This is a genomic window from Glycomyces sp. NPDC046736 (genome assembly GCF_040645615.1).
Classification (GTDB): domain Bacteria; phylum Actinomycetota; class Actinomycetes; order Mycobacteriales; family Micromonosporaceae; genus Glycomyces.
In genome coordinates this window covers 336,893-361,587 of sequence record NZ_JBEYYO010000003.1, presented here as the reverse complement: position 1 = coordinate 361,587, position 24,695 = coordinate 336,893, and the positions used below count along the sequence as shown (strand labels likewise).

Annotated in this window: 25 protein-coding genes and 1 tRNA gene; 12 read left to right on the top strand and 14 right to left on the bottom strand. The window is 69.8% G+C overall.

What is annotated here, in order from left to right; all coding sequences use genetic code 11:
• Nucleotides 1–173 precede the first annotated feature (173 nt).
• Nucleotides 174–623 carry a hypothetical protein gene (locus tag AB0B28_RS05350; protein ID WP_360116847.1) on the top strand — a complete coding sequence of 150 codons (450 nt, stop codon included), beginning with the start codon at nt 174–176 and terminating at the stop codon, nt 621–623.
• 73 nt (nt 624–696) lie between these two features.
• On the opposite strand, the gene disA is transcribed toward AB0B28_RS05350, so the two are convergent.
• Nucleotides 697–1,719, bottom strand: coding sequence for a DNA integrity scanning diadenylate cyclase DisA (disA, locus tag AB0B28_RS05345; RefSeq protein WP_360116943.1), 1,023 nt, complete (start codon nt 1,717–1,719; stop codon nt 697–699).
• Nucleotides 1,720–1,946: 227 nt separating this feature from the next.
• On the bottom strand, nt 1,947–2,540 hold the full coding sequence (locus AB0B28_RS05340; RefSeq protein ID WP_360116844.1) for a hypothetical protein: 594 nt from the start codon (nt 2,538–2,540) through the stop codon (nt 1,947–1,949).
• 88 nt (nt 2,541–2,628) lie between these two features.
• Between AB0B28_RS05340 and AB0B28_RS05335 the strand changes: the two genes are divergently transcribed.
• The 3 genes from AB0B28_RS05335 (at nt 2,629) to AB0B28_RS05325 (ending at nt 4,789) form a co-directional block, all read left to right on the top strand.
• A complete protein-coding gene (locus AB0B28_RS05335) occupies nt 2,629–2,988 on the top strand; it encodes an Imm51 family immunity protein (protein ID WP_360116841.1) in 360 nt (119 codons plus the stop codon).
• 110 nt (nt 2,989–3,098) lie between these two features.
• A complete protein-coding gene (locus tag AB0B28_RS05330) occupies nt 3,099–3,629 on the top strand; it encodes a VOC family protein (protein ID WP_360116838.1) in 531 nt (176 codons plus the stop codon).
• A gap of 95 nt (nt 3,630–3,724) precedes the next feature.
• Complete coding sequence (locus AB0B28_RS05325; protein ID WP_360116835.1) at nt 3,725–4,789, top strand: KR domain-containing protein; 1,065 nt, start codon at nt 3,725–3,727, stop codon at nt 4,787–4,789.
• Between the two features lie 44 nt (nt 4,790–4,833).
• Here the strand turns inward: AB0B28_RS05325 and AB0B28_RS05320 are convergent, their stop codons facing one another.
• Nucleotides 4,834–5,262: a MarR family transcriptional regulator gene (locus tag AB0B28_RS05320; RefSeq protein WP_360116940.1), complete on the bottom strand. Its 429-nt coding sequence runs from the start codon at nt 5,260–5,262 to the stop codon at nt 4,834–4,836.
• A gap of 211 nt (nt 5,263–5,473) precedes the next feature.
• Between AB0B28_RS05320 and AB0B28_RS05315 the strand changes: the two genes are divergently transcribed.
• A complete protein-coding gene (locus tag AB0B28_RS05315) occupies nt 5,474–6,406 on the top strand; it encodes an NADP-dependent oxidoreductase (protein WP_360116832.1) in 933 nt (310 codons plus the stop codon).
• A 13-nt stretch (nt 6,407–6,419) separates the two neighbouring features.
• On the opposite strand, the gene AB0B28_RS05310 is transcribed toward AB0B28_RS05315, so the two are convergent.
• Nucleotides 6,420–7,313 carry an oxidoreductase gene (locus AB0B28_RS05310; RefSeq protein ID WP_360116829.1) on the bottom strand — a complete coding sequence of 298 codons (894 nt, stop codon included), beginning with the start codon at nt 7,311–7,313 and terminating at the stop codon, nt 6,420–6,422.
• A gap of 86 nt (nt 7,314–7,399) precedes the next feature.
• Between AB0B28_RS05310 and AB0B28_RS05305 the strand changes: the two genes are divergently transcribed.
• Entirely contained in the window at nt 7,400–7,972 is a 573-nt protein-coding gene (locus AB0B28_RS05305) for a TetR/AcrR family transcriptional regulator (protein WP_360116826.1), read from the top strand.
• A gap of 329 nt (nt 7,973–8,301) precedes the next feature.
• Complete coding sequence (locus AB0B28_RS05300) at nt 8,302–9,828, top strand: hypothetical protein (protein ID WP_360116823.1); 1,527 nt, start codon at nt 8,302–8,304, stop codon at nt 9,826–9,828.
• A gap of 90 nt (nt 9,829–9,918) precedes the next feature.
• Here AB0B28_RS05300 and AB0B28_RS05295 read toward each other — a convergent pair whose 3' ends face one another.
• Nucleotides 9,919–11,205: an adenylosuccinate synthase gene (locus AB0B28_RS05295; RefSeq protein WP_360116820.1), complete on the bottom strand. Its 1,287-nt coding sequence runs from the start codon at nt 11,203–11,205 to the stop codon at nt 9,919–9,921.
• A 126-nt stretch (nt 11,206–11,331) separates the two neighbouring features.
• Here AB0B28_RS05295 and AB0B28_RS05290 point away from each other — a divergent pair, with 126 nt between their 5' ends.
• A complete protein-coding gene (locus tag AB0B28_RS05290) occupies nt 11,332–12,162 on the top strand; it encodes a hypothetical protein (RefSeq protein WP_360116817.1) in 831 nt (276 codons plus the stop codon).
• A 260-nt stretch (nt 12,163–12,422) separates the two neighbouring features.
• Nucleotides 12,423–13,187, top strand: coding sequence for an SGNH/GDSL hydrolase family protein (locus AB0B28_RS05285; RefSeq protein ID WP_360116814.1), 765 nt, complete (start codon nt 12,423–12,425; stop codon nt 13,185–13,187).
• Between the two features lie 117 nt (nt 13,188–13,304).
• On the opposite strand, the gene AB0B28_RS05280 is transcribed toward AB0B28_RS05285, so the two are convergent.
• Both AB0B28_RS05280 and AB0B28_RS05275 read right to left on the bottom strand, forming a co-directional pair.
• On the bottom strand, nt 13,305–13,589 hold the full coding sequence (locus AB0B28_RS05280) for a helix-turn-helix transcriptional regulator (RefSeq protein ID WP_360116811.1): 285 nt from the start codon (nt 13,587–13,589) through the stop codon (nt 13,305–13,307).
• Nucleotides 13,589–13,960, bottom strand: coding sequence for a type II toxin-antitoxin system RelE/ParE family toxin (locus tag AB0B28_RS05275; RefSeq protein ID WP_360116808.1), 372 nt, complete (start codon nt 13,958–13,960; stop codon nt 13,589–13,591). The genes AB0B28_RS05280 and AB0B28_RS05275 overlap by 1 nt, the downstream gene beginning before the upstream one ends.
• 167 nt (nt 13,961–14,127) lie before the next feature.
• On the opposite strand from AB0B28_RS05275, the gene AB0B28_RS05270 reads away from it, so the two are divergent.
• Nucleotides 14,128–15,228, top strand: coding sequence for a DUF4253 domain-containing protein (locus AB0B28_RS05270; protein WP_360116805.1), 1,101 nt, complete (start codon nt 14,128–14,130; stop codon nt 15,226–15,228).
• Here the strand turns inward: AB0B28_RS05270 and AB0B28_RS05265 are convergent.
• Nucleotides 15,215–15,994, bottom strand: a complete 780-nt coding sequence (locus tag AB0B28_RS05265) for a TetR/AcrR family transcriptional regulator (RefSeq protein ID WP_360116802.1) — start codon at nt 15,992–15,994, stop codon at nt 15,215–15,217. The genes AB0B28_RS05270 and AB0B28_RS05265 overlap by 14 nt on opposite strands.
• An 83-nt stretch (nt 15,995–16,077) precedes the next feature.
• On the opposite strand from AB0B28_RS05265, the gene AB0B28_RS05260 reads away from it, so the two are divergent.
• Both AB0B28_RS05260 and AB0B28_RS05255 read left to right on the top strand, forming a co-directional pair.
• Nucleotides 16,078–17,034, top strand: coding sequence for an ATP-binding cassette domain-containing protein (locus AB0B28_RS05260; RefSeq protein WP_360116799.1), 957 nt, complete (start codon nt 16,078–16,080; stop codon nt 17,032–17,034).
• Complete coding sequence (locus AB0B28_RS05255) at nt 17,031–17,867, top strand: ABC transporter permease (RefSeq protein WP_360116796.1); 837 nt, start codon at nt 17,031–17,033, stop codon at nt 17,865–17,867. The genes AB0B28_RS05260 and AB0B28_RS05255 overlap by 4 nt, the downstream gene beginning before the upstream one ends.
• Before the next feature lie 68 nt (nt 17,868–17,935).
• On the opposite strand, the gene AB0B28_RS05250 is transcribed toward AB0B28_RS05255, so the two are convergent.
• The 6 genes from AB0B28_RS05250 to AB0B28_RS05225 all read right to left on the bottom strand — a co-directional run bounded on the left by AB0B28_RS05250 (nt 17,936) and on the right by AB0B28_RS05225 (nt 24,412).
• Nucleotides 17,936–19,837, bottom strand: a complete 1,902-nt coding sequence (locus AB0B28_RS05250; protein WP_360116793.1) for a beta-propeller domain-containing protein — start codon at nt 19,835–19,837, stop codon at nt 17,936–17,938.
• 94 nt (nt 19,838–19,931) lie between these two features.
• Nucleotides 19,932–20,774 (bottom strand): carbohydrate ABC transporter permease, encoded by an 843-nt coding sequence (locus tag AB0B28_RS05245; protein WP_360116790.1) that lies wholly within the window; start codon nt 20,772–20,774, stop codon nt 19,932–19,934.
• Nucleotides 20,771–21,706, bottom strand: a complete 936-nt coding sequence (locus tag AB0B28_RS05240; protein ID WP_360116786.1) for a sugar ABC transporter permease — start codon at nt 21,704–21,706, stop codon at nt 20,771–20,773. Before AB0B28_RS05240 ends, AB0B28_RS05245 begins: the two co-directional genes overlap by 4 nt.
• A 44-nt stretch (nt 21,707–21,750) precedes the next feature.
• On the bottom strand, nt 21,751–23,031 hold the full coding sequence (locus AB0B28_RS05235) for an extracellular solute-binding protein (RefSeq protein WP_360116783.1): 1,281 nt from the start codon (nt 23,029–23,031) through the stop codon (nt 21,751–21,753).
• A gap of 295 nt (nt 23,032–23,326) precedes the next feature.
• Nucleotides 23,327–23,400, bottom strand: a tRNA-Gly gene (locus AB0B28_RS05230).
• A gap of 160 nt (nt 23,401–23,560) precedes the next feature.
• Entirely contained in the window at nt 23,561–24,412 is an 852-nt protein-coding gene (locus AB0B28_RS05225) for a serine protease (protein ID WP_360116780.1), read from the bottom strand.
• Between the last annotated feature and the right edge of the window lie 283 nt (nt 24,413–24,695).

Here is a 24,695-nt window from a genome sequence, read left to right as displayed (position 1 = left end):
CCGCGTGGTCTGATCGATTGCGGCGCATGGTGGGTCGTAGTCTCAAACATACGGTGCGCCGTGCGGGCCGGGGAGGGGGCGCAGCATTCGTCAAGGTTTCGGTCAAGGCGCCTCGCTTAGCGTGGGGGCGGCCCGCGGCCGAGGTGCGGTCGCGGTGGCCGACAAGGAGAACCATGCGAAACCCCTCAGCGCGGCGAGCGCTGCGCCACGTCGTCGTGCTCGTGGCCGCCTTCATGCTCGTGGTCGGCGCGGCCCCGAGCTCGGCTCATGCCGCGAACAACTACAAGGCCTGGGTCTGGGCGCAGAACCCTCAGGGCACCTACAACGCCGGGCTCGCCCAGACCTGGAGCCAAGGCGAGAACATCCTGCTCGAAGACTTCCACGCCGACGGGTGGGGCGTCCGCGCCCAGTTGCAGACCCTCGAATGGGACCCCGCGGGCTACCGGTACTGGAAGAACCACGGCGGGGTGTGCTTCGACGACACCAGCACCTCGAACGCGCCGGGCGGGCGGACCCTGTGCGACCGCAACGTGGCCGAGGGCAAGGAGTACCGGATTCACATCTGGGCGTCCAAGAGCGGTGCGACCAAGTGGCACAACTACAGTCCGGGCATCCCCGCTTAAGACCCGTCGAGAAGTCCCCGTGGACCTGCGGGCGCGCCCGTCGCGGCGCGTTCGCAGGCCGCGGTCGTCGGGCTCAGAGGTACCGGTCGAGGATCGAGACTTCCGCGAGGCGCGTGAGCGATTCGCGGATGCTCTGCGCCCTGCCCGGGCCCACCCCGTCCACGTCCTGCAACTGCTCGACCGTGACGCCCAGCAGTTCCGGCAGGGCCCCGAAATGGCCCACGACCCGTTCGATCACGGCTTCGGGCAGGCGCGGCACCTTCGCGAGCATCCGGTACCCGCGCGGGCTCACCCGCCGGTCGAGCACGTCCGGGGAGTACGGGTACCCCAGCGACCGCGCGACCGCGACCAGGTCGAGCAGCTCGGGCGAGCCCATCTCGTCCACGGCGTGCAGCGCCTTGCGGTGGTCGCCGCCTTCGGGCAGGTAGTCGCGGACGATGAGCTCGCGGTCGGCGTCGACCCCGGCCATGAGCTCGTCCAGTTGCAGCGCGAGCAGCCGCCCGTCGGTGCCCAGCTCGATCACGTGGCCCTCGACCTCGTCGGCGATGTGCCGGGCCATCTCCAGCCGCTGGAGCACCGTGACCGCGTCCCGCACGGTCACCAGGTCCTCGATCTCCAGGCTCGACAGGTTCCCCGCGACCTCGTCGAGCCGCAGCTTGTACCGCTCCAGGGTCGCCAAAGCCTGGTTGGCGCGCGAGAGGATCTGCGTGGAGGGTTCCAGCAGGTGGTGGATGCCGCCGAGGTACAGCCCGAGCGTGTGCATCGACTGGCTCACCGAGATCACCGGGAGCCCGGTCTGGATCGCGACCCGCTCGGCCGTGCGGTGGCGGGTGCCCGATTCGTTGGAGTGGATCGAGGGGTCGGGCATGAGGTGGACGCCGGCGCGCACGATCCGCGACCCGTCGGTGGTCAGCACCACCGCACCGTCCATCTTGCACAGTTCCCGCAGCCGGGTCGCCGAGAATTCGACGTCGAGCTCGAAACCGCCCGTGCAGATCTGCTCCACCAGCGTGTCGCAGCCGACCACGATCAAGGCGCCGGTGCGGCCCCGCAGGATCCGCTCCAGGCCGTCCCTCAGCGCGGTCCCGGGCGCCATCGTGGCCAGGGTCGCCCGCAGGCCCTCGTCCCGGATCGCCGCCACTGGTGCCCCCAAGCGCTGGTCGGTCCCCCGGCGCTGGAGCGCCGAGGCGTTGAAGGAACCTCGCGCCAGGGGTGGGCGCCAGGTGGCTTCCAGTGTACGGACGACCCGGGCCCGGCAGGGACCGGCATTTACCGCAAGCTACGCAAGGCGCCCGTTCCGGGTTGTGACCTGCGCCCGGCCGCTCAGAGCCGGTCGACGACCTGCACGTGCCCCGGCGCGTACGAGGCCAGCCGCGCCAAGAGCTGCTGCGCTTCGGGTTCGAAGTCCTTGCACCGCACGGCCAGGTCGAACCCGGCCACGAGGCCCTCGGTGGCCCGGTTGGCCTCCCGCAGCACCGACCGCCCGATGAACCCGGGCCGGTCCGAGCCCCCGCGCCCCAGGTACACGTCGGCCGCGAACAGCAGATACGAGGTTCCCCGCCGCCGCGACCCCACGTGGATCGCGGCCAGTTCCTCGACGTTGCTCCAGGGGATCAGGAGGTTCTTGCCGAACCCCGGGCGCACCCGCAGCCCGAAATGGTTCACGCTCAGCTTCGGAGGCCGCACCAGCGGCACGAGGAAGCACACCGCTCCCAGCGCCCCTATCGCGGTGAAGAACCCCGGCAGCGCCGCCACCGGGTTCGGCTCGCCCGAGTCCAGGGTCGAGGGCTCGGTCCGCACCAGAGCGGCCAGCGTCCCGATCACGACCGCGCACGCGAGGGCGTACAGCACCAGCGCGGAGATCCGGCGGGTCGGTGAACTGCGCTCGACGACAACCCATTCCGAACTTCTGCGCACGGCTCACCTCCGAGACGCAACTGTAGCGAGAGGCGTCGATGCGCGCCACGATCACGAGTTGTCGGTGCCGCCCTCTAAGCTCGCGGCCATGACTGCGAACCCCGACTTCAGCGCCTTCACCCACGCGAAACTCGTCGAGCACGACGACAGCGTCTCGATCATCTACAGCCCCGGCGGCCCCGCCGACGCCCACCTGAGCCCGGTCTTCGCCGCCCACAGCCTTGAGGGCAGCGGCTACGACTGGCAGTCCGCGATCCACGCGAGCCTGCTCGACTCGCCGGTGTTGGAGCGCTTCGGATTCGACTCCGAGGGCGGCATGTTCTGCGCCTACGGCACCGACCGCGCGGCCCTGCACGAGGTGGCGACGCTCCTCGAAGCCCTGCTCGCCGACCCCGAACGACTCGCGGCCGCGCTGGCGGTCGCGGTGGAGCACGACCTCTTGGACTGACCGCGCGAACGGCGGCGCCCCTGGTGGCCGCGTTCATGTCCCCTGATTGGAACGAACAATTCCGTTCTGCTAATCTCGAGGCATCATCACGGACTAGCACAGGAGCCGACATGACCACCGTCAACTTCCAGCCCGAGGGCTACACCACCGTCACCGCCTGGGTCGTCACCGAGGACACCGCGAAACTGCTGGACTTCGTCACCGAGGTCTTCGGCGGTGTCGAGACCGCCCGCGTCCCCACCGAGGACGGCGGGATCGGCCACGCCGAGATCAAGGTCGGCGACACCATGCTCCTCGCCTTCGACAGCCGCCCCGACTGGCCCGAACTGCCCTCGCTGCTGCGCATCTGGGTCGCCGACGCCGACGCTGCGGTCGAGAAGGCCGTGGCGGCCGGAGCCACTGTGGTCACCGAACTGGCCGACGCCGCCTGGGGTGACCGAGGCGCCCGCGTCCGCGACCCCTTCGGCAACATCTGGTGGGTCATGTCCCACATCGAGGACGTGCCCGAAGAGGAGTTCTGGACCCGCATGAACGCCCCCGGCTACGCCGAGCACATGGCGAACGCCCAGAAGACCCTCGACGCCGAACTCACCGGCCGCACCGGAAGGTCGAGCCGCCCGGTCAAGCCGTCCGACCAGTAGCAACCCGGCCGCCCGGTCCGGCCGCCGCTCCTCCACGCGTGGGCGGTTCGGGCGATGCGGGGGCCGCCGAGGGCGTTCTCGCCTACGATCCGAAAATGACTACTGCGCTGATCATCGGCCTGGGCGACATGGGGGAGCGGATCGCGGCGGGCCTGGCCACGGGCGGTCGGGTCGAGCGGCTGGTGCTCGCCAGCAGATCGCTCCACAATGTCGAAGACGCGGCTGCCGCGATCGCCGCCGCGTCAGGCTCCCTTGTCGAGCCCGCGCAGGTGGACGCGACCCGGCTCGAAGACGTGGCGCACCTGATCGACCGGGTGCACCCGCACCTGATCGTCCAATGCGCGTCGCTGCGCAACCCCTCGGCGCTCGCGGGCCGCACCGACGCCGCCGCGCGGGGCGTGGTCGCGGCCGGGTTCGCGCTGCGGCTGCCGTACCAGCTTCCCGTGGTGCTCAACGTGATGCGCGCGGCCGAGCAGGCCGGTTTCACCGGTCCGGTCGCGAACCTCTCCCTGCCCGACGTCACCGGCCCGGTCCTCAAGGCCGTGGGGCACGCCCCGCGTCTCGGGCTCGGCAACGCGGGCATGATGATGCTGCGCGCGCGGGCCGCGCTGCGCGTCCAGGCCCCGCAGGCCGAGGTGCCGCTGGTGCGGGTGCTCGCCCACCACCACCAGCTCGACGGCGTGATGGAGGCGAGGCCGCCTGCGTCCCCGCAGGACCGGTGCCGGGTCTTCCTCGGCGAGGACGGGACGAGGGACGACGATCTCGCCTACCGCCCGCCGGGCCTGGAGCCCCACGGCCGGGGCAACTTCGTCACGGCCGCCGCCGCGATCCCGGTGCTGGAGGCGCTGCTGCCCGAGGGTGGGACGCTCCGCTGGTCGGTCCCGGCCCCGGACGGCCTGCCCGGCGGCTACCCGGTGCGCATCGAGGCGGGCGAGGTCGCGCTCGACCTTCCCCCCGACCAGCCGCTCGACGAGGCGATCGCGTTCAACGAGCGCATCGCGAAAGGCGACGGCGTCGAAAGGATCGACCCCGACGGCACGGTCCACTTCACCGACGCCGCTCGATCGGCCGTCGCCACGTTCGCGCCCGACTTGGCAGAGCCGCTGAAGGTCGCCGACCTGGACGCCCGCGCCGAGCTGCTGGACGAAGTCCTCGGCTGAAATCCTATATCATATAGGATATATCCTATCGGATATGCGGCGGACTAGCGCTTGCGCGGTGCGGCCGAGCGCGGCGGCTGCTCCCTGATGTGGTCCCTCACGCGGGCCATGATGTCGCCCAAGCGGCGCAGGTCCTCGTCGGAGAGCGCTTCGTAGAGCAGGCGGCGGGTGACCTGGACGTGGCCGGGGAGGACCCGGTGCACCACGTCGATCCCGGCGTCGGTGATGGTCACGAGTGTGGCGCGCTCGTCGTCGGGGCTCGGGCCGCGGGTCACGAGCCCGGCCTTCTCCAGTTGGCCCGCTTGGTAGGTGAGGCCGCTGCGGCTGTAGACCACGCCGTCGGCGAGCTCGGTCATGGTGGCCCGACGGGTCTTGAACAGGTGCATGAGCACCTCGAACTGGACCGAGGAGATGTCGCCCGCGGCGCGGAGCTGCTGCTCGACGTGGTGCTGGAGCAGGGTGGCCGATTCCATGAGCGCGAAGTAGGCCTCCAGCTGCTCCGGGTCGGGCGGGTCGAAGGCCGTGAGGTCGAATTCGGCGTCGGTCACCTCCCCATCCTATCTACTTCGAATTCGAAGCATTGTGTCGATCGTCACGCGCTTCGATCATTGCGCTTCGAATTCGAAGCAGTTTACGGTGAACAAGTACTTCGAACTCGAAGCACTTGACTGAGAGGGGCCCATCATGAAGGCCATGCGATTCCACACCCACGGCGGCAGCGACGTCCTCGCCTACGAGGAGGTCGACCGCCCCCAGGCCGGGCCCGGACAGGTCGTCGTCGCGGTCGCGGGCACCGCGCTCAACATGCTCGACGTGGTGATCCGCGCTGGGCTGGTGACCGAGCTGTTCCCCGTCGACCTCCCGCACATCCCCGGGTTCGACGTGTCCGGCACCGTCGCCGAGATCGGCGAAGGCGTGACCGACTGGCGCGCAGGGGACGCCGTGATCGCGATGCTCCCGTTCACCGGCCTCGGCTCGTCCGCCGAATACGTCGCGGTCCCCGCCGACCACCTCGCCGCCGCCCCGACCTCGATCCCCCTGGCCGACGCGGCGTCGCTGCCGGTCTCGGGCCTCACCGCCTGGCAGGCCCTGTTCGAGAACCTGGAACTCGCCTCGGGCCAGCGACTCCTGGTCAACGGAGGCGGGGGCGCGCTGGGCGGCTTGGCGATCCAACTCGCGGTCCGGGCAGGCGCGAAAGTCACGGCGACGGCGAGCCCGGCCAGCAGGGAAGCCGTCATCGAGGCCGGGGCGGAGGAGATCGTGGACTACACCGAGAAGGCGGTCACCGAAGCCCTTGCGGGCCAACGGTTCGACGCGGTGCTGCAACTGGTCCGCACCACTGCGGAGGACACGGCCGCGCTGCTCGACCTGATCGAAGACGGAGGCATCCTCGCCTACGCCACAGTCCCCGCATCACGGGAGCCCGAACGCGGCATCCGCACGAGCCGGGTCGAAGTCCGAAGCGACGCAACGCAACTGGCCGAACTCGCAGCCCTGGTCGACGCGGGAGAGCTGCACTTGAGAATCACCGACCGCCGCCCCCTCGCTGATCTGGCCCAGGTCCACGACCTCGCCTTCAGCGGAGGCCTCCACGGCAAGATCATCCTCACTCCCTGACGTACCCGACCGGCTAAGCGCCGGTGCCGCCTGCTGTCTGATCGGTCATGGCCGGTAGAGGGAAACGAGTGCCGGTGAGGCGTTCGGAGAGTTCCCAGAGCCGGCGGGCGAGGTCGGGGTTCTTCGCCTCGGCGGACGGCTCGGTCACCGCGGCCGGTCCTCGGATGCCGCCGAACCGGCTCGGGCCGATGAAGCTGCCTCCCGGGACGTCACCGACGGCCGCCAGCAGCGTCGGCAGCGACCCTCCCTCGGGACCGTGGGCGAGAGCGGGCGTGCATGCCGCGGCGAGTGCGTCGAGGAGTCGGCTGCCACTGGTGATCCGGAAGCCGGTGGCAGCCCAACCGGGGTGGGCGGAGGCGGCGATCACCGGCGACCCGGCCGCGATCAGGCGGCGCTGCAATTCGAAGCTGAAGAGCAGGTTCGCCAGTTTGGACTGACCGTAGGCGCCGAACGGCCGGTACTTGCGTCGTTCCCATTGCGGGTCGTCGAAGTCGATCCGTGCGGAGCGGTGCGCGGTCGAGGAGACGGTCACGACCCGTTCGGTGATCCGGTTCAGCAGCAGGTTCGTCAGCGCGAAGTGCCCCAGGTGGTTGGTCCCGAACTGGAGCTCGAAGCCGTCCGCGGTGCGCCGCAACTCATCGGTCATGGTGCCGGCGTTGTTGATGAGCACGGAAAAGGAACCGTCGATGCCCGCGGCGAATCGTCGGATCGAGGCCAGCGAGGCGAGATCGAGCGGACGGACGTCCACCTCGCCGTCCATCGTGGCCGCTGCGGCACGGCCCTTGTCCTGGTCCCTGACGGCGAGAACGACTCGCGCTCCCTTGGCGGAGAGCGCGGCCGCCGCGGCGCGGCCGATGCCGCTGCCGCCGCCGGTGACGATGATCGTGCGGCCGGTTTGATCCGGCATCTGTGAAGGTGAGGCGAGCGTAGACATACCCTCAATGTATCCGCTGGAAACAATGTTGTCAACGGGTACATTGATAGACTCCCGTCATGACGTCCTACCGCCCTTATCACCACGGCAACCTGCGTCAAGCGGTCTTGGACGAAGCTTCGGCGGTGGTGCGCGACAGGGGCGCCGCCGAGCTGTCGTTGCGCGAGATCGCGGCGACCATCGGTGTCACCCACGCCGCGCCGCGCCGGTACTTCTCCGGCAGGCAGGAGCTTCTCGACGCTGTGGCGGTCGAAGGCTTCACCCGACTCGGCACCCGGTTGCGGAAGGCCTCTGGCGAGCGCGACCATCCCGGGCGGCTTCGAGCGGTCGCGCAGGCCTACCTCGACTTCGCGGTCGCCGAGGCGAACCTCCTGGAGTTGATGTTCGCCCACAAACGCGGACCGGGCGGCGAAGCGGTGAGCACGAGTGCCGAGTCCGCCTTCGCTCCGATACTCCAGCTGTTCCAACGCAGCGAGGCCGAGGGGCTGCTGCCGGACGGGGGCGCGGTACGGCTCTCCGTGGTCTTCCTCGCCACCCTTCAGGGTCTCGCGGGGCTCGTCAACTGCGGTGTCGTCCCCCTCGACCAGGTCAGCGAACTGGTCGACGAAGCCGTCGCCCGGTTCAGCGACTGAACGCGGGCTTGGGGACCTTCGGCGAACCATCGCACGGCCCGGCGGTCGCGCACCGGTCGGCCCGCCCGAGACCCGGCTTCGTTGGCGGGCCACCGTTAGTGTGGAGCGTGTCACTCCCTTCTGCGGGAGCGGCCGTCGTTGTGCCCCCCAGAGATGCGGAAGCCCACATGTCCACGCCCTCATCGGAAGTCCCGCCCCCGGGCCAGCCCGCCCCGGGCGAACCGCCGCAGCCGCCTGTCCCCGGCGTGCAGCCGCCCCACGTTCCCAGTCTGCCGCATCCGGTTCCCGTGCCGCCGCCTTCCGGCAGCGTCCGAGCGCTCGTCGGGTGGTTGCTTCTCATCGTTCCCGTCGCCGCGCTCGTGGTCGCCTACGTCATGCCCACGATCCGCACCCTCAACATGAGCCTGGAAACCGGCTCGCCCTTCGGCGACGGCGAGTTCGTCGGGGCTGAGAACTTCTCGAACGTCCTGGGCGACACTCGATTCGCCGAGAGCCTCGGCCTGGGGCTCGGCCTCGGGTTCGGTGCGGCCGTTTCCGGCGCCGTCCTCGCGTTCCTCGTCGCCTGGTGCGTCCACAAAGCCGGTCGCGGGATGCGGACCGCCACCAATGTTGTCGCCGCGCTCGCACTCGTCGCGTTCGCGCCCGCCGCCTGGGTGATCGCCCGCCAGATCGCCGCGTTCGAGAGCTACCGCGACAACGGCGGCGAGCTCGCCACGGCGGACTGGAGCACCTGGGGCTCGCTCGTCGGCGGCGTCGTCTTCGGCGCAGGGCTCCTCGTGGGCCTCGCCGCCTTCCGCGGCGGCGACGACACCCATCGTCGTTCGCGCACCGTCCTCACCGCCGCCGGACTCACCGCCCTCGCGCTCGTCGCCGCCGGAGTCCAGACGTTCGCGTTCAGCTCCATCACCGGCGTGCAGCCCTTCTCCCCGCTGCTCTACCTGTACCAAAGCGGCTTCGTGATGATGGACTTCGGCCGCTCCTCGGCCATCGCGGTCCTGCTTCTGGCCGGGCTCGCGGTCCTCGGCCTCGGCGCGGCCGTCCTGTTCGCCGCCGCCCGCGTCCGCCTCGACGTCGCCCCCGGACCAGGCGAGCCCCGCCCGTTCAAGATCGGCACCGGCATCGCCTCGATCCTCCTTATCGGACTCTTCGCGGCCGGGACGCTGATCAGCCTGTGGCCCTGGCTCAGCCGCATCACCGAAGGCGCCTCCGAACGGTTCGAAGGCACCACCCCGACCCTCGACACCTGGGTTCCGGCCCTGATCACCACCGTCGTGGCCGTCGCGTGCGCCGCCGTCGGAGGCTACGCGATCGGTGCCCTGCGCCCCGCCGGGGAGGCCTCCCGCTGGCTGCTCCTGCCGTTCGCGCCCTGGCTCTTCGTCGGCACCGGCCCGCTCGGCCTCGCTCACTACCAGGCCCTGCGCGAGGCCGAGACCCTCGGCACCTTCGCGGCCCTCGCCCCGCGCGCCTGGCTAGCCGTACCCGCGCTGTTCCTGTTCACCGCCCTGTTCTGGGGCCTCGAGGACCGCAAGAGGGCCATGACCGCGGGCGGCCTCGCCCCCGGGGCCGCCCGCTGGACGCTCACCCGCGCCGCCTGGCCGATCGGGGCCCTGTTCTTCCTCGCGGTCCTCATCGCCAACGCCCAGGACGTGTTCTGGCAGGCCCTCTCGGCCCCCAGCCCCGACCACGCCACCGCCTGGTTCGTGATGGTCACCAGCATCTCCGACCACTTCGGCAACCTCGGCGAGACCGGCATCGGCACCGCCTACCCGCTCGCGCTCCTGGTCCCCTTCGCGGCCGCCGCCGCAGCCGCGGCGATCTGGGTCCTCCCCAAGACCGGCATCCGCACCGGCCGCTGATCCACGGCGAGGCGGCCCTCGTGGCCGAGCCCCGCCGCACCCGCGAAAAAACGGGCCCCGGCGTAGCCGGGGCCCGTTTCGCTTGCGCTGCTAGATCATCGGGTGGCGGATGATGTTCTCCTCGCGCCCTGGGCCCACGCCCACGACGCTCACCTGCGCGCCGCACAGTTCTTCGAGGCGCTCGATGTACGTCTGCGCGTTGCGCGGCAGCTCGTCGAACTTGCGGCAGTGGGAGATGTCCTCGTACCAGCCGTCGTGGTACTCGTAGATCGGCTTGGCGTGGTGCACGTCGGTCTGCGTCATGGGCATCTCGTCCACGCGCTCGCCATCCACTTCGTACGCCACGCAGATCGGCACGCGCTCAAGCTCGGACAGCACGTCGAGCTTGGTCACGAACAGGTCGGTGATCCCGTTGACGCGCACCGCGTACCGGCCCAGGACCGCGTCGAACCAGCCGCAGCGGCGGCGCCGGCCCGTGGTCACCCCGTACTCCCCGCCGCGCTTGAGCAGGAACTCGCCGAACTCGTCGAACAGCTCCGAGGGGAACGGCCCCGAGCCCACGCGGGTCGTGTAGGCCTTGATGATGCCGATCGCGGTGGTGATCTTCTGCGGCGCGATGCCGGTGCCCACGCACGCCCCGCCCGTAGTCGGGTTCGAGGAGGTCACGAACGGGTAAGTGCCGTGGTCGACGTCGAGCATCGTGGCCTGCGCGCCTTCGAGGAGCACGTTCTTGCCCGCTTCGAGCGCCTTGTTGAGCAGGAGGCGCGTGTCGGCCACGTACGGCTTGAGCCGCTCTGCGTACCCCAGGTACTCCTCGACCACGGCGGCCGGGTCGATCGCCTTGCGGTTGTAGACCTTGACGAGGATCTGGTTCTTCTCCTTGAGGATCTGCTCCAGCTTGATCGTGAGGATCTTGGGGTCGAGCAGGTCCTGCACGCGGATGCCCTGGCGCGCGACCTTGTCGGCGTAGGCCGGACCGATCCCGCGGCCGGTGGTGCCGATGCGGGCCCCGCCGAGGTACCGCTCGACCACGCGGTCGAGAGCCCGGTGGTGGGGCATGATCAGGTGCGCGTCGGCCGAGAGCTTGAGGTTCGAGACGTCCACGCCGCCCGCGGTGAGCTCGTCGAGCTCGGAGATGAGGAACTTCGGGTCCACCACCACGCCGTTGGCGATGACCGGGACCACCCCCGGGGTGAGGATGCCCACCGGCACCAGGTGGATGGCGTACTTCGTGCCGTCAGGGACGACCACCGTGTGGCCCGCGTTGTTGCCGCCCTGGTAGCGCACGACGTAGTCCATCTCGGCACCGAGCAGGTCGGTGACCTTGCCCTTGCCCTCGTCGCCCCACTGCGTTCCGACGACCGCGATCGCTGGCATCTGCCCATCCTCCCGGGAAGTTGATCACCCGATTACCTGGTAAGCCTACTGGCAAGGGCTTATCCGGGGTCTCAGCAGGGCTGAGCAGTATGAATCGGGTCCCCGTCACACCGTAAGGTGGCGGCTGTGAACGTTGTGGTGTTGACACTCCTTGAGGCGAACTGCGCCAACCCGGGGCCGCGCACGCAGGCGCTCCACCTGGCCGACGAGCTGCGGTCGCTGGGCGCGGCCGTGCGCACCGTCGAGGCCGCCAAACCCGAGGAGATCGACCCGGTCCTGGACGACCCCGACGAGCGGATCGTGCTCGCCGCCGAATCGGACGAGCAGGTCAACGCCGTGATCGCGCGCCTGGTGCGGCGCGTCATGCCCGCCGCGAGCAAGCGGCCCGAGGGCCTGCCCGAAGGGCGCACCATCCCCGACCTGCCCGCCGTCGCGGTGCTGCCGCTGAGCGGCGTGCCCGGGATCGTGACCCGCCTGGGCCTGCCCGAGAAGCCCGCCGAGGTCGCTCAGGCCGTGGTCGGCGGCGCGGTCCTGCGCACCGACCTCATGAGGCACGACGGCGGCGGCGTCGCGGTCGACGGCGTGCGCCTGGGCGGCGGCGACCGGCCCTGGCGCGGCGTGGTCAACCTCGACGACGTGGTGCTCGCCGACGGCAGCGAGCAGATCCTCGCGTGCGTGGTCGCCAACGCCGACGGCTACGCGGCCACCGACGACATGGTCCTGGCCGAGCCCGACCCCGCCGACGGGAAGATCGACGTGGCCGTCGCCGTACCGGTCACCGTCGGCCGCCTGCGCAAGAAGCTGCGCATCGAGGTGCGCCGGGCCCGCGGCCGGGCCGTGGCCGTCCACCCCGAGGACGCGGTCACGTTCATCCAGGACGGCCTGGTGGACGAGCTGCGCCGCAAGCGCACCTGGTGGGTCGAGCCGGGCGCGGCCCTCTGGTACACGGGAGCCTGAGGCAGGCTCGGCTTCCATAGTGGACAGACGATGCCCCCCTCGCAACAACCCTGACCTACGGGTACGACAGTTTTCGCAGATGAGCGATCCTCGCCCGCGGGGAGGTCGAGGGGATCGTGAGCGTCGATCGCGTCGTATCGGATAGACGACTGTGGCCGTGCTCGCCACCTGATCGAAATCCGATCGTTATCTCAGTGAGCCATGCTGGCTAGCGCCCGTGCGGTAACGGGTTGGCGGACGGCGACATCGGAGGTGGGGCATTGGCGGCGGAGTACAAGAATTTCGTGGCCATCGGCGACAGTTTCACCGAGGGGCTCGGTGACCCCGACCCTCACGGCGACCGGTTCCGAGGCTGGGCCGACCTGTTCGCCGGGTGCGCCGCCGAGCGGTGGCCGGGCTTCTCCTACGCCAACCTCGCCATCCGCGGCAGGCTCTTCGACCGCATCGTCGACGAGCAGGTCGTCCCCGCGATCAAGCAGAGCCCCGACCTGGTCTCCTTCGCCGCGGGCAGCAACGACGCCCTGCGGCCGGGCTTCAACCCGGTGCCGCTGGCCACGCGGGCCCACGAGGTGGTGCGTCTCCTCAAGGCCTCGGGCGCGCAGGTCATCCTCTTCACCGCCGCCGACGTATCGCCGCACATCCCGGGCATGGCGATGATCCGCAAGCGCTTTGTCACCATGAACGACGCCTACAAGCGCGTCGCCAAGCGCCACGACGCGATCCTGGTCGACCTGTGGGAGGACCGCGCGTTCGACGACCCGCGCCTGTGGTCGGTCGACCGCCTCCACATGAGCACCCTCGGCCACCAGCGCGTGGCCCAGAACGTGTGCCGCGCGCTCGAGGTCGATCCCGACCCGTCCTGGCTCCAGCCGCTCCCCGACCTGCCCAGCCCCCGCCGCGAGATGAACGGCGTCCAATGGGCTGGCAAGCACCTCGCCCCCTGGGTCAAGCGCCGTCTCACCGGCAAGTCCAGCGGCGACGCGATCACCCCCAAGCGCCCCCACCTCACCAGGGTCGAACGATGACCACCCCCGACGCCACCGAGGTACCAGCATGATCGTCTTCAAACTCCTGATCATCCTCGTAGTGATCCTGACCTGCGCCTTCTTCTTCGGCCTGCTCTTCAAACGAGGCCGCGGCCGCTAGGCCGCGATCCTCGGGGCGAAGTCGATGACGAGCTCCACCTCGAGTGCGTCGGCGAGCCGTTCGAGCAGCGGGATCGTCGGCGTCGCGCCGCCCCCTTCGAGCCTTGAGAGCTGCGGCTGCGTCATGCCCGCCCGTTCGGCCAGCTCGACCTGGCTCAGCCCGAGTTCCTTGCGGCGCTGGTAGACCAAGCGTCCCAGCAGGAACGCGCGACGCGCGTCCTCGTAATCCTCGGAGTGGCCGCCGGAGCGGCGCCACTCGGTGTGATCCCCAGACCCTCGCATCACTGCTCCTCCCAGTCTCGATCGTAAACGGCGGCCGCGTGGTCGTGCCACGACTCGCACACGACCTGCGCCAGTCGCGCCCGCTCCACCTCCGACCGCTCCCGCGGCAGGGTCTTCGCGAAGACCGTGAGCAGCACGATCCGGCGCTCCGGGGCCAGCCAATAGGTGATCCGAACCTGCCGCTGCGGCAAGTGGAACCGCAGCTCTCTGAGCTTCCCGCCCAAGTGCCGCGTATAGGGCTCGCCCAAGTCCTCGCCGTGCTCGGCGAGGAGATCGCCGTAGAACTCGACCCGGTCGTATTCGGATCTGGGCAGCGTCTCCAGCCACTTCCTCACCTCTGGTTCGAGCTCGATCGAGAACGGGATGCTCATGCATTCGACGGTATATGCCTTCGATGGTATTACCGATGAGCGACACTCGCAACGAAACTCTTCATCGAATCGGGGGTGGGCGTGGCGTTCGGGCGGGGGACAGGGCATCATGGTCAACTGTGGGACTTCTCCAGCGTCTGTTGGGGCGCCGGGACACGCCAGATTCTGTGCCAGATCCCGCCGCCCAACCCTCATCGACCCCTGAACCCGAGTCCGCGGCCGATCCCGGTCCGTCCTCGGGTGCCCTCGACGATGCCGCCCCCGACGAGTCGAGCCCGGACACCTCGCCGGAAGCTCGCGACGAGGAGGAGGACAGCATCGTTTCCGCAACGCCGGTCGCCACCGGCCTCAGGCTCGTGCCCGACCCGGAGCCCGAGCCTGAACCCGAGATCGAAGCGCCGCAGCCGCATCTGAGCGTGGTGCCCGAACCCGAGCGGTCGGGCGACATCTTCGTGCCCGAGCGGCCCCGCCGCGAATTGCTCACATTGGACAAACCCGAGCCGCCCCGCCAGGGGACCGGCCGGGACGAGATGATGCCGCGCATCGACTCCGAGGAGCTCGACATCGCCGGGTCGCCCCGCGGCGACCTGCGCGCCGCAGGGCTCGCCGTCCCCAAGATGCACCAGCTGGTGCGCCGCGGCGACACCGCGATGTGGGCCTTCGGCGTCCGAGCCTCCGAGGCCCTGCGCTGGTGGCTCGACATCCGCCAGGCCGCCGAGCAGACCGGCTGGATGCCCGTCCTCCTCGGCGCGCCCGAGGAGTGGCGCGACAACGGCGAGGCGATCATCCACGAGGGCGACGACGAGCTCGCCCGCGCCGAGGAGATCGACGCCCCCCAGCTGCTGCACGACAAGGCCGCCGAGGCCGGCGAGCCCGCCCGCGGGGTCCCGATCCTGCCCCGGAGGGGCGACTCCGACTTCGCGACCCCGCAGTCCGAGGGCCTGCTCGGCCTGGTCGAGGCCGACGCGGGCTGGAAGATCCCGGCCATGTTCCCGTGGAAGGGCTCGACCAACTGGGAGCTGTACGGCGCCGAGCACGCGGCCGTCCTGCGCAGCTGGAACCGCCGCTTCGAGGCCGAGCTGGTCGCCATGACCTACGACGTGGTCGAGCTGTACGTCCCGCGCCCGCCCGGCCCCGAGGAGGCCCTCGCCGTCGCGAGCGAGGCGTACGCGTACTGCCCCGACCTGCTCGACTCCGGCGTCCCGACCCTCGAAGACCTCGCCGAGCACATGATCCGCTCCAAGGCCTGGTACTTCAGGTGGACTTAGGGATCCGGCTCGCCTCCATGCGGGGGGCGATGCCGTCCAGGTAGGCGTCGAGGGCGTGCTTCACGGCCATCTCGGCGGTGATGTCCCACGCGGCCTCCTGCTCCATGCGCGCCATGCGCGGGAACTGCCCGGACTCCATGGCCCGCTGGAGGTAGGGGAGCTGCACCTCCCACCACTCCTCCTCGGAGGAGACCGGCCCGCCCTGCTCGGTGGGCGTGTCCTGGATCAGGTACGACAGCGCGATCCCGGTCGCGATGCCCCACACGGCCGTGACGATGAGGATCTGCTCGCGGTCGGGCAGGTCGTGCCCGTCGAAGGCCCCCAGCGCGTAGTCCAGGCCCCGCAGCGACTCGGGTCCCAGGACGGGGCGCCGCTGGTTGATCTCCAGCATCCACGGGTGCGCGGTGTAGAACTCCAGGCTGCTGGTCGCGAGGTATTCCAGGACGCTCCGCCAGCCCAGGGCGCCCGTTTCGAGTTCGGGGTTGCCCCTCCCGGAGACGGTGTCGACCATGAGGTCGAGCAGTTCGCCTTTGCCCGGGACGTACCGGTAGAGGCTCATCGTGCCCACGCCCAGTTCGGTGGCGACGCCCCGCATGTTGACCGCCCCGAGCCCCTCCCGGTCGGCCAGCGCGATCCCGGCGTCCACGATCTGCTCGACCGAGAGTTTCGGTTTGGGTCCTGGCCTGCTCTGTTGCGGTCCGAACGCTCGCCAGAGCAGTTCTGAGCTGCGCTTGGGGTCGCCCGCCCCGGTCTGTGCTGTCGCCATAGGGACCTCATCTTAAACCCGGTTGCTAACCGGGTACGTTGTACTCTATTATTGAGTACATCGTACCCGATTAGGAGGGAAGCATGACCACCACGACTGTCGAGGCCCAGAACCTCGGCAAGCGATACAAGGACACCGTCGCGCTCGAAGGCTTCGATCTGGCCGCCGAGTCCGGCACCGTCCTGGGACTCCTCGGCCCGAACGGCGCGGGGAAGACCACCACCGTGCGCATCCTCACCACGCTCCTGCGCTTCGACACCGGCACCGCCCGGGTCGCCGGGTTCGACGTCGGCCGCGACGCCCGCCAGGTCCGCCGCCGCATCGGCCTCACCGGCCAGCAGACCGCGGTGGACGAGGTCCTCACCGCCCGCCAGAACCTCGTCCTGTTCGGCAAGCTCTTCCGGCTCAACAAGCATCAGGCCCGCGAACGCGCGGACCGGCTCCTCGACCAGTTCGGCCTCACCGAAGCGGCCGACCGCCAGGCCAAGGGCTTCTCCGGCGGCATGAAGCGCCGCCTCGACCTCGCCGCGAGCATGATCTTGGCCCCGCAGGTCCTGTTCCTGGACGAGCCCACGACGGGCCTGGACCCGGCGGGGCGGCGCGAGGTCTGGGACGCCGTCTCCGGCCTGGCCGCCGACGGCACCACCGTCGTCCTCACCACCCACTACCTCGACGAGGCCGACCGGCTCTGCGACCGCATCGCCGTGATCGACCACGGCCGCAACCTCGTCGACGACACCCCGGCCGGGCTCAAGCGCCGCATGGGCCACGACCGGCTGGAGATCGTCGCCGCCGACACCGCCGACCTCGAAGCGCTGCACGGCATCGTCGCCGCCGTCGCCGACGGCGAGATCGCCGCCGACGAGACCGCCTCCAGCGTCTCGGCGCCCGTCAAGGAATCGGTGGCCGCTTTGACGGCCGCCGCGACCGCCGTGCGCGACCGGGGCCTCACCGTCGCCGACATCGGCCTGCGGCGTCCGACCCTGGACGAGGCCTTCCTCGAACTCATCGGCACCGAAACGAAGGAGGGACGGCAGTGACCACCCTCGCCCCGCTTCCCGACGAGACCCTCGCCGGGCGCTTGAAATGGACGCTCCACGACTACCGGACCATCGTCGGCCAGGAGTTCACCCACCTGTGGCGCCAACCGGTCAACTTCCTGTGGCAGCTCGGCTTCCCGATCGTCATGGTGCTCCTGTTCGTGTACGTCTTCGGCTCGGCCATGGACGTCACCGGCCAGGGCGCGGGGGTCGACTACGTCGCCTACGCCATGCCGGGCCTGTTCGCCATGACGATGGCCTTCGGGTTCATGAACACCGCCATGGCCGTCGCCTCCGCCAAGGAGAAGGGCTTCATCGACCGCGTCCGCTCCATGCCCATGGCCTCCTCGGCGGTCGTGGTGGGGCGCAACATCGCCGACACCATCCACGCCGCCATCGACCTGCTCGTGCTGTTCCTCATCGCTCTGGCGATCGGCTGGCGCTCGGAGGGCACGGTCATGGAGACCCTCACCGCGTTCGTGCTGCTGCTGTGGCTGCGGTTCGCGCTCATCTGGGTCGGCGTCTGGATCGGGCTCCTGGTCAAGAACGTCGAGCAGGCCGGGAACCTGTTCGCGCTCGCGTTCCCGTTCGGCATGGTCTCCTCGGTGTTCACCCCGCCCGAGCTCATGCCCGGCTGGCTCGGCACCATCGCCGCGTGGAACCCCGTCTCGGCCACCGCCACCGCGATCCGCGAGCTCTTCGGCAACCCGGTGGCCGCCGGGAGCTCCTGGCCCGAGCAGCACGCGCTCATGGCGGCGGTGATCTGGCCGGTCGTCATCACGGTGATCTTCCTGCCGCTGGGGGTGCGCCGCTTCCGCAACCTCGGCCGCTGACCGGACCGGAACCAGGAAAGGGCCCGCACCGCCACCCGAAACGCGGTGCGGGCCCGCTCATGCGCCCGCTACCAGGCCACCCAGGCGGTCTGCGCGTAGTCGCCGAGCGCGTTCGCCTGGAGCCCCGAATTCGACACCGTCCACAGCTGCCCGTCGATCACCAGGGCGCGCGTGATCTCCAACTGGTAGTCCTGGGCGCCGGACGCGTTGCCCGCGTGGCTGATCGCGGCCTCCTCGGCCAACGAGTCGTCGCCCACGGCCAGCACCACCGCGCCCGTCTCGTAGGTGTAGTCGGAGTTCCACTGGGTGTACGGCATCACGGCTACGGACTCCTCGGCCCAGTACAGGAACGCGTGCGGGTCGTACTCGATCGGGGAGTACGCGTCGGCGCGGAAGTACTGGTCCAGCACCGTCGCCTCGGCCGCGCCGGTGTCGAACAGGCTCACCTGGAGGCCCGTGGCCCGGCCCTCTTCGGTGGCCTCCTGGCCCACCCCGAGCAGCCTCCCGGGGGCCACCGGGTGCAGGTACGCCGAGTAGCCGGTGATCTTCAGCTCCCCGGTCACCACCGGCTCAGCCGGATCAGACAGATCCACTGTGTACAGGGGATCGGTCTGGCGGAACGTCACCACGTACCCCACCGGCCCCATGAACCGCACCGCGTAGATCTGCTCGCCCACACCCAGATCGGTCACCGAACCGGTCTCGGTGAGCTCGCCCGCGCCCACCGCGAACACTGTCACCGTCGACTTCGACGGCGCGGCCTCCTCGGCGAAATCGCCGCCCCACACGCACGACGCGTTCGCCGGGCAGGCCCAGCCCCAGTTCGGCGACTCGGTCGAGGCCACCCGAAGGTGCCCGTCGTACTCGCTCAGCGAGTACTGGTTCAGCAGCGAACCGGGCACGGCCGCCTCGCCCGCCAGACGCGGCGATCCGTCCTCGAAATGGAAGCGGTAGATCTCGGTCTCGCTCTGCGGCTCCTCAGGGGCCCAGGAGTAGTCGAAGTGCGCCACATAGAGACTGTCCACAGTGCCGTGCACGGTGTCCCCGTCGGCCATCACGGTGTGCGGCTCGACCGACTCCCACGCCCCGTCGGCCGGCAGCGCGAAGACCGTCACCGACGAGCCCGAGAACCGCTCGGGGTGAGCGACCTCCCCGCAGTCCACCACGGCGTCCTCGCCGTTCACCGAGTACGACGGCAGCCAGTCCTCGATCTCCGTCTCGCGCAACGCTTCTGCGACATCTTCCTCGGTGGCGTCCTGCCTCCACATCACGTCCCACACCTCGTCGATCCGCGGCTGCGTCGACACCGCCAGGCGCACCTCGCCCTCGACCAGTCGCGCGTCGACCATCGAGCCGTCCATCGCGAACGCGTCGAGCACCTCCAACGTGGTCGGATCGAGGCGCTCGATGCGGAACTCGTCCGAATACTGGGTGAGGTGCTCACCGCCCAGCTCGTGGTACTCGGAGTACATCAGCAGCAGCTCGTCGTCCCCGAGGAACAACTGGTGGCCCCACTGGGACTCATCGAACGGCCGCTCGGCGACCACCTCGCCCGACCGGGTGTCCACCACCCGCAGCGCAGTCCCGGCCACCGCGTACACGAACACCCCGTCGGTCTTCACCAGGTCCGGTTCGTCAACGCCCGCAACGGCGTTGTTGGTCTCCGAGAACGAGCCCGGATCGGCCTCGGCGCTGGAAGCGCCCGCCGAATCGGCCCCCAGCGGCGCGGCCTGGTCCCCGGTCGCGGCCTCTTCGCGCCCGTAGGCGTTGCTCTGGTCCCAACCCTCGGTCGCGGCGACCGCGGCGTCCTGGATGCCCTTGAGCGCGTCGTCGCACGACTCGTAGGCCGCCAACTGCGCCGAGGCCGGCACCCAGGGCACAGGAGGAGAGGAATCGTTGTTTTCGGCACTTGACGTGCACGCGCTGGCGGCGAGGACCGCGGCGAGCGCGATGAGGAGTCTCGGTTTCATGCCCTTGAGACGCCGAGGCCCCCGAACCGGTTCCCCGCGAACGAAGAAGCGGACGCGAAGCGCGCTTCGCGTCCGCTTTCCCCTCCGACGCGGGTCAGCCCTTCGTACTGCCCGAGGTCAACCCGCTGATCAGATGCCGCTCGGCGAACGCGTAGAACAAGAGCGCCGGCAGCATCGCGAGCATCACGAACGCCAGCACCTTCGCCGTGTCCGACGCGTACTGGCCGCTGAACTGGGTCACGCCCAGAGGCAATGTCCACCACGTCGGCTTCTGGAGCACCACCAACGGCAGCAGGAACGAGTTCCACGACCCGACCAGCGCCAGCACCGACACCGTGGCCAGCACCGGCCGCGCCATCGGCAACAGGATGCGGGTGAAGAACAGCCACGGGCCCGCGCCGTCGATCGTGGCGGCCTCCTCGACCTCGCCGGGGATCGAGCGGAAGAACGTGCGCAAGATGATGATCGTGATCGGCAGCCCGAACGCCGCCTGCGGCAGGATCACCCCGAGCGGGCTGTTGAGCAGCTCGAACGTGCGCAAGATGATGAACAGCGGCAGCACCGCCACCGCGAACGGGAACATCATCCCGGCCGCGAACAGCGTGAACAGCCCCTCGCGGCCGCGGAACGCGAAGCGCGCGAACACGAACGCGACCATCGCCGAGCAGCCCACCACCAGGAAGGTGGTCACCAGGGCGATGAACACCGAGCTGAAGACCTGCCGCCAGAACGAGTCCGACGCGAGCACGTCGGTGTAGTTCGCGACGTTCCACGGGCTCGGCAGGCCCAGCGCGTTCTCGCGCAGCTGCTGGTTGTCCTTGAAGCCGCCCAGGAGCGCGAACAGGATCGGGGTGGCCACGAAGATGAGCGTGATGAACGCGGCCACGTAGAAACCGGTGTTGCGCAGGAAGCGCGCGCGGCGCGTGATGACCTTCATGAGCGGTTCCCTCCGGCGGTGGTGAGCGAGCCCTTGAGGTCGCGGCTGAGCACCAGGCGCTGGTAGAACAGCGCGAACACGAGGCTCACCAGGAACATCGCGATCGACAGCGCCGAGGCGTAGCCGATCTGGCCCCGTTGGAACCCTTGCTCGTACATGGTGATCGCGAGGGTCTCGGAGGCGTGGAACGGCCCGCCGCCGGTGAGCACGTACACCAGGTCGAACAGCTGCACGGTGCCGATCACCGACAGGAAGATGATGAGACGCACCGTGGGGCCCATGAGCGGCAGCGTGATCGAGCGGAACGCCTGAGCGCCGGTCGCGCCGTCGATCGCGGCGGCCTCGTACAGCTCGTCGGGGATGTTCTGGCGACCGGCGAGGAACAAGATCATGTGGAAGCCGAAGAACTTCCAGGTCAAGATCCCGAAGATCACGAACAGGACGATGTCCCGGTCGGAGAGCCAGCCGATCTGCGCGTCGATGCCCAGGTTGGCCATGATCGAGTCGGCGAAGCCGCGCCGCGGCGAGAACACCAGCCGGAACAGCACGGCCGTGACGGCCTCGGTGAGCACGTACGGCACGAAGAACAGCAGCCGGAACGCGGTGCGGCCGGGGAAGCGCTGGTGCAGGAGCATCGCCAGCCCGAACGCGAGCGGCAGCTGGACCAGGATCGACAGGACCACGATCAGGCCCAGGCGCCACAGGTCGCCGAGGAACACCTCGTCGCCGAGCATGGCCCGGAAGTTGTCCAGGCCCACGAAGTCGGTGGGCACCCCGCCGAGTCCGTTCCAGCGGAAGAACGAGACGTACGCGGCGAACAGCACCGGCAAGATCACGAACAGCAGGAACAGGACCAGGCTGGGCGCGATGAACGAGGCCAGGACCCCCGGGCCGGGGCGCCCGGCCCGGCGCGGGCGCGAGCCCGCACCCAAGGCCGGGCGCCTTACCGGGGAGTCCGGTGGCGAAAGCTTCACGCTCACGCTTCGGCTGCCCAAGCGGCGTTGACCATCTCGATGAAGTCCTCCGAAGTGATCTGACCGAGGATCAGGCCTTCGGTGGCCTCGTTGATGACGCCGCCGATCGCGGGCGGGTAGGCCTGGTCGAGGTAGAGCTGGGTGCCGGTCGCCGTGGCGAGGGCTTCGACGACCTTCTGCGCGTCCGCGTTCAGGTCCGGGGCGACCGCTTCGGTGTCGGCCGCGACCGGGGTGAGGTTGCCGTCCACGATGGCCCTCGCGTAGTTCTCGGGCTCCATGAGGTAGCACAGGAACTCGACGGCCTCGTCGGGCGCGTCGGCCGCCACGGCGTAACCGTTGCCGCCGCCGAGCCATTCGGTGCCCGCGCCCGCGCCGCCTTCGACGGTCGGGAAGGGGAAGAACCCGAGGTTGGCGGGCCCGTCGGTGCCCGAAGCGTCGCGCTGGACCTGCGGGGCCCACTGGCCCATGAGCTCCATCGCGGTCACGCCTTCACCCATGTTCGCGGCCTGGCCGTCGGCCTCGCCGTAGCTGGCGGACTCGAAGCCTGGCTGGAAGGGTTCGAGCGCGGCCAGTTCGGCGACGAGGTCGCCGGCCTGCTCGAAGCCCTCGCCGGAGAAGTCCCCGGCCGCGGCGGCCTGCTCCAGGCCGTCGAGCCCGACGATGCGCATCGCCAGGTAGGTCCAGTAGTAGTGCCCGGGCCACTGGTCGGCCCCGGCGAGGGCGATCGGGGCGATCCCGGCGGCCTTGAGGGCCTCGACGTCGGCGAGGAACTCGTCCCAGGTCTGGGGCGGCGCTTCGATGCCCGCCTCGGCGAACAGGTCGATGTTGTACCAGAACCCGACCACCCCGGCGTCGAACGGCATGGCGTAGAGCTTGCCGTCGATCGTGTAGGCCTCCAAGGCGATCGGGTTGATCGAGTCGATGCAGTCGAGCTGGCCGGTGAGGTCCTTGACCAGCCCGGCCTCGACCTGCTCGGCCAGGACCCCGCCGCCCCAGGTGTGGAAGACGTCGGGCACGTCCCCGGACTGCGAGGCCGGGCCCATGCGGTCCTTGAAGGACTGGTTCTCGATGGCCTGGACGTCGAAGCTGAGGTCGTGCTCGTCGCCGAAGTCGTCGGCGAACTCCTGCCAGGTGGACATGAGCGGGTCCTGGTTCTGGATGTGCCACCAGGTGATGTCGGCGTCGCTCTCGCCGCTGTCGCCGCACGCGGCACCGCTCAGCGCGAGAGCGGTGGCCGCACCTGCTGCGAGCAGGGCTTTCGGCCGACCCAAGGGGTTTCGCATCGGAGTGTTCCTTTCGAGGGATGAACACTTGTCCCGCCCGAGACGGCGCGGAGGGGACGGCTGCGGCCCAAGGGAGGCCACGACCGAACCACACCGAAACTTTCGGAACAAATATCGGAAACTTTCGATGCGGTCATAGTACCCGCGGCTCCCAGGAAAGTGAAGAGGGTCTCTATCGGCATCTCACGGGCGCACCCGTATCGACGCATAGATGCAGGTGGATGGCGAAATCACGCGGAAGCGGCGGAACAGAACCAAAAACGACCGCCCCGATACCGGGACGGCCGTGCAAATCTGGAGCGGGTGACGAGAATCGAACTCGCCTCTCAACCTTGGGAAGGTCGCATTCTACCAATGAACTACACCCGCGAACTCTGTCGAACCAGAGCCGCCCCGAGTATACAAGGACGGCCGAAGGGTTGCGAAAGCCCCCGAGACCGGGCGTGGCGCGGGCGGGACCTCTCGGTCCCGCCCGACGCGTCTGGCTGTTCAGCGCGGCCCGCTCCTGCCGGGGCGGCCCGCTGTCGACTTAGAGCTCGGCACCCCAACCCGCGACGACCTCTTCGATGGTGGGCACGAAGGTCGCGACCTCCGAGTAGACCCCGGGGTAGCCGGGCTCGGCGCAGCCGTAACCCCAGCTCACGATCCCGGCCAGGACCTGCGATCCGTCCTCGGCCCCAGCCATGAGCGGGCCGCCCGAGTCGCCCGAGCACGCGTCGATGCCGCCCGAGGCGAGGTCGCCGGCGCAGACCATCGAGGCCGCGTCGTGCTCGTCGGGGTAGGCCTCGGCGCACTGGGTGTCGTCCACGAAGGGCACTTCGACCCAGCGCGCGAGGGTCGGGTACTCGTTCTCCTCGGTCAGGCCCCACCCGGCGGTCTCGAACGCGTCGAACTCGGTGAGGTCGGCGTTGAGCGCGATCGGCTCGACGTCGACCGGTTCGGCCAGGAGCAGCAGCGCCCAGTCGTTCGCGAACTGCGTGGGGCTCTCGTAGTCCTCGGCGACGTGGATGTCGGCCACGCCGGTGGTGACGATGTCGGGGCCTTCGAGGTCGACCGAGCCGGAGAAGACCGCGAGGTCCTCGGGGGCGTCGCTCTCGACGCAGTGCGCGGCGGTGAGCACGACGGTGGGTGCGATGACCGAGCCGCCGCAGAACTGGTTCTCCCAGGGGGTGCCCGACCCGGCCGAACCGAGCCCGACGAGCCAGGGGTACTGGCCCTCTTCGGCTTCCTGCCCGCCGATGACCTGGGCTTCGAAGTCGCTTTGGGTGGAGTTCTCTTCGGCTCCGGCAGAGGCGGTGCCCGCCCAGACGAGCGCGACGGCACCGAGCCCGGCCGCGACGCCCGCGCCGAGCCGGATCAGGTGCTTCCGTTTGGTGTCCACTGTGATCCTTTCGGGGTGGATGTGAGGGATGAACCGTTTGGTCACCCTAGACCGAAAGACACCATGAGTGGGCATCCAAGTTGCTTGGCCGGAAAAGCAACTATTCACTGAATTACCGCAAATCACCCAAAATGGACGGACGTCTCACCGGGGAAACCCGGCGCGGCCTGCGAAAGCGGCTCGCGGTGGCTCGCGGTGGCTCGCGGTGGCTCGCGGTGGCTCGCGGTGGCTCGCGGTGGCTCGCGGTGGCTCGCGGTGGCTCGCGGTGGCTCGCGGTGGCTCT

Bases quoted from the DNA above. Each gene is read 5' to 3' on its own strand.
- AB0B28_RS05250 (WP_360116793.1), bottom strand. From the start codon at position 19,837: ATGAAACCGAGACTCCTCATCGCGCTCGCCGCGGTCCTCGCCGCCAGC.
- AB0B28_RS05310 (WP_360116829.1), bottom strand. From the start codon at position 7,313: ATGCCGGATCAAACCGGCCGCACGATCATCGTCACCGGCGGCGGCAGC.
- AB0B28_RS05275 (WP_360116808.1), bottom strand. From the start codon at position 13,960: ATGAGCATCCCGTTCTCGATCGAGCTCGAACCAGAGGTGAGGAAGTGG.
- AB0B28_RS05245 (WP_360116790.1), bottom strand. From the start codon at position 20,774: ATGAAGGTCATCACGCGCCGCGCGCGCTTCCTGCGCAACACCGGTTTC.
- AB0B28_RS05260 (WP_360116799.1), top strand. From the start codon at position 16,078: ATGACCACCACGACTGTCGAGGCCCAGAACCTCGGCAAGCGATACAAG.
- AB0B28_RS05280 (WP_360116811.1), bottom strand. From the start codon at position 13,589: ATGCGAGGGTCTGGGGATCACACCGAGTGGCGCCGCTCCGGCGGCCAC.
- AB0B28_RS05315 (WP_360116832.1), top strand. From the start codon at position 5,474: ATGAAGGCCATGCGATTCCACACCCACGGCGGCAGCGACGTCCTCGCC.
- AB0B28_RS05295 (WP_360116820.1), bottom strand. From the start codon at position 11,205: ATGCCAGCGATCGCGGTCGTCGGAACGCAGTGGGGCGACGAGGGCAAG.
- AB0B28_RS05235 (WP_360116783.1), bottom strand. From the start codon at position 23,031: ATGCGAAACCCCTTGGGTCGGCCGAAAGCCCTGCTCGCAGCAGGTGCG.
- AB0B28_RS05325 (WP_360116835.1), top strand. From the start codon at position 3,725: ATGACTACTGCGCTGATCATCGGCCTGGGCGACATGGGGGAGCGGATC.
- AB0B28_RS05330 (WP_360116838.1), top strand. From the start codon at position 3,099: ATGACCACCGTCAACTTCCAGCCCGAGGGCTACACCACCGTCACCGCC.
- AB0B28_RS05305 (WP_360116826.1), top strand. From the start codon at position 7,400: ATGACGTCCTACCGCCCTTATCACCACGGCAACCTGCGTCAAGCGGTC.
- AB0B28_RS05350 (WP_360116847.1), top strand. From the start codon at position 174: ATGCGAAACCCCTCAGCGCGGCGAGCGCTGCGCCACGTCGTCGTGCTC.
- AB0B28_RS05265 (WP_360116802.1), bottom strand. From the start codon at position 15,994: ATGGCGACAGCACAGACCGGGGCGGGCGACCCCAAGCGCAGCTCAGAA.
- AB0B28_RS05320 (WP_360116940.1), bottom strand. From the start codon at position 5,262: ATGGAATCGGCCACCCTGCTCCAGCACCACGTCGAGCAGCAGCTCCGC.
- AB0B28_RS05335 (WP_360116841.1), top strand. From the start codon at position 2,629: ATGACTGCGAACCCCGACTTCAGCGCCTTCACCCACGCGAAACTCGTC.
- disA (WP_360116943.1), bottom strand. From the start codon at position 1,719: ATGGCGCCCGGGACCGCGCTGAGGGACGGCCTGGAGCGGATCCTGCGG.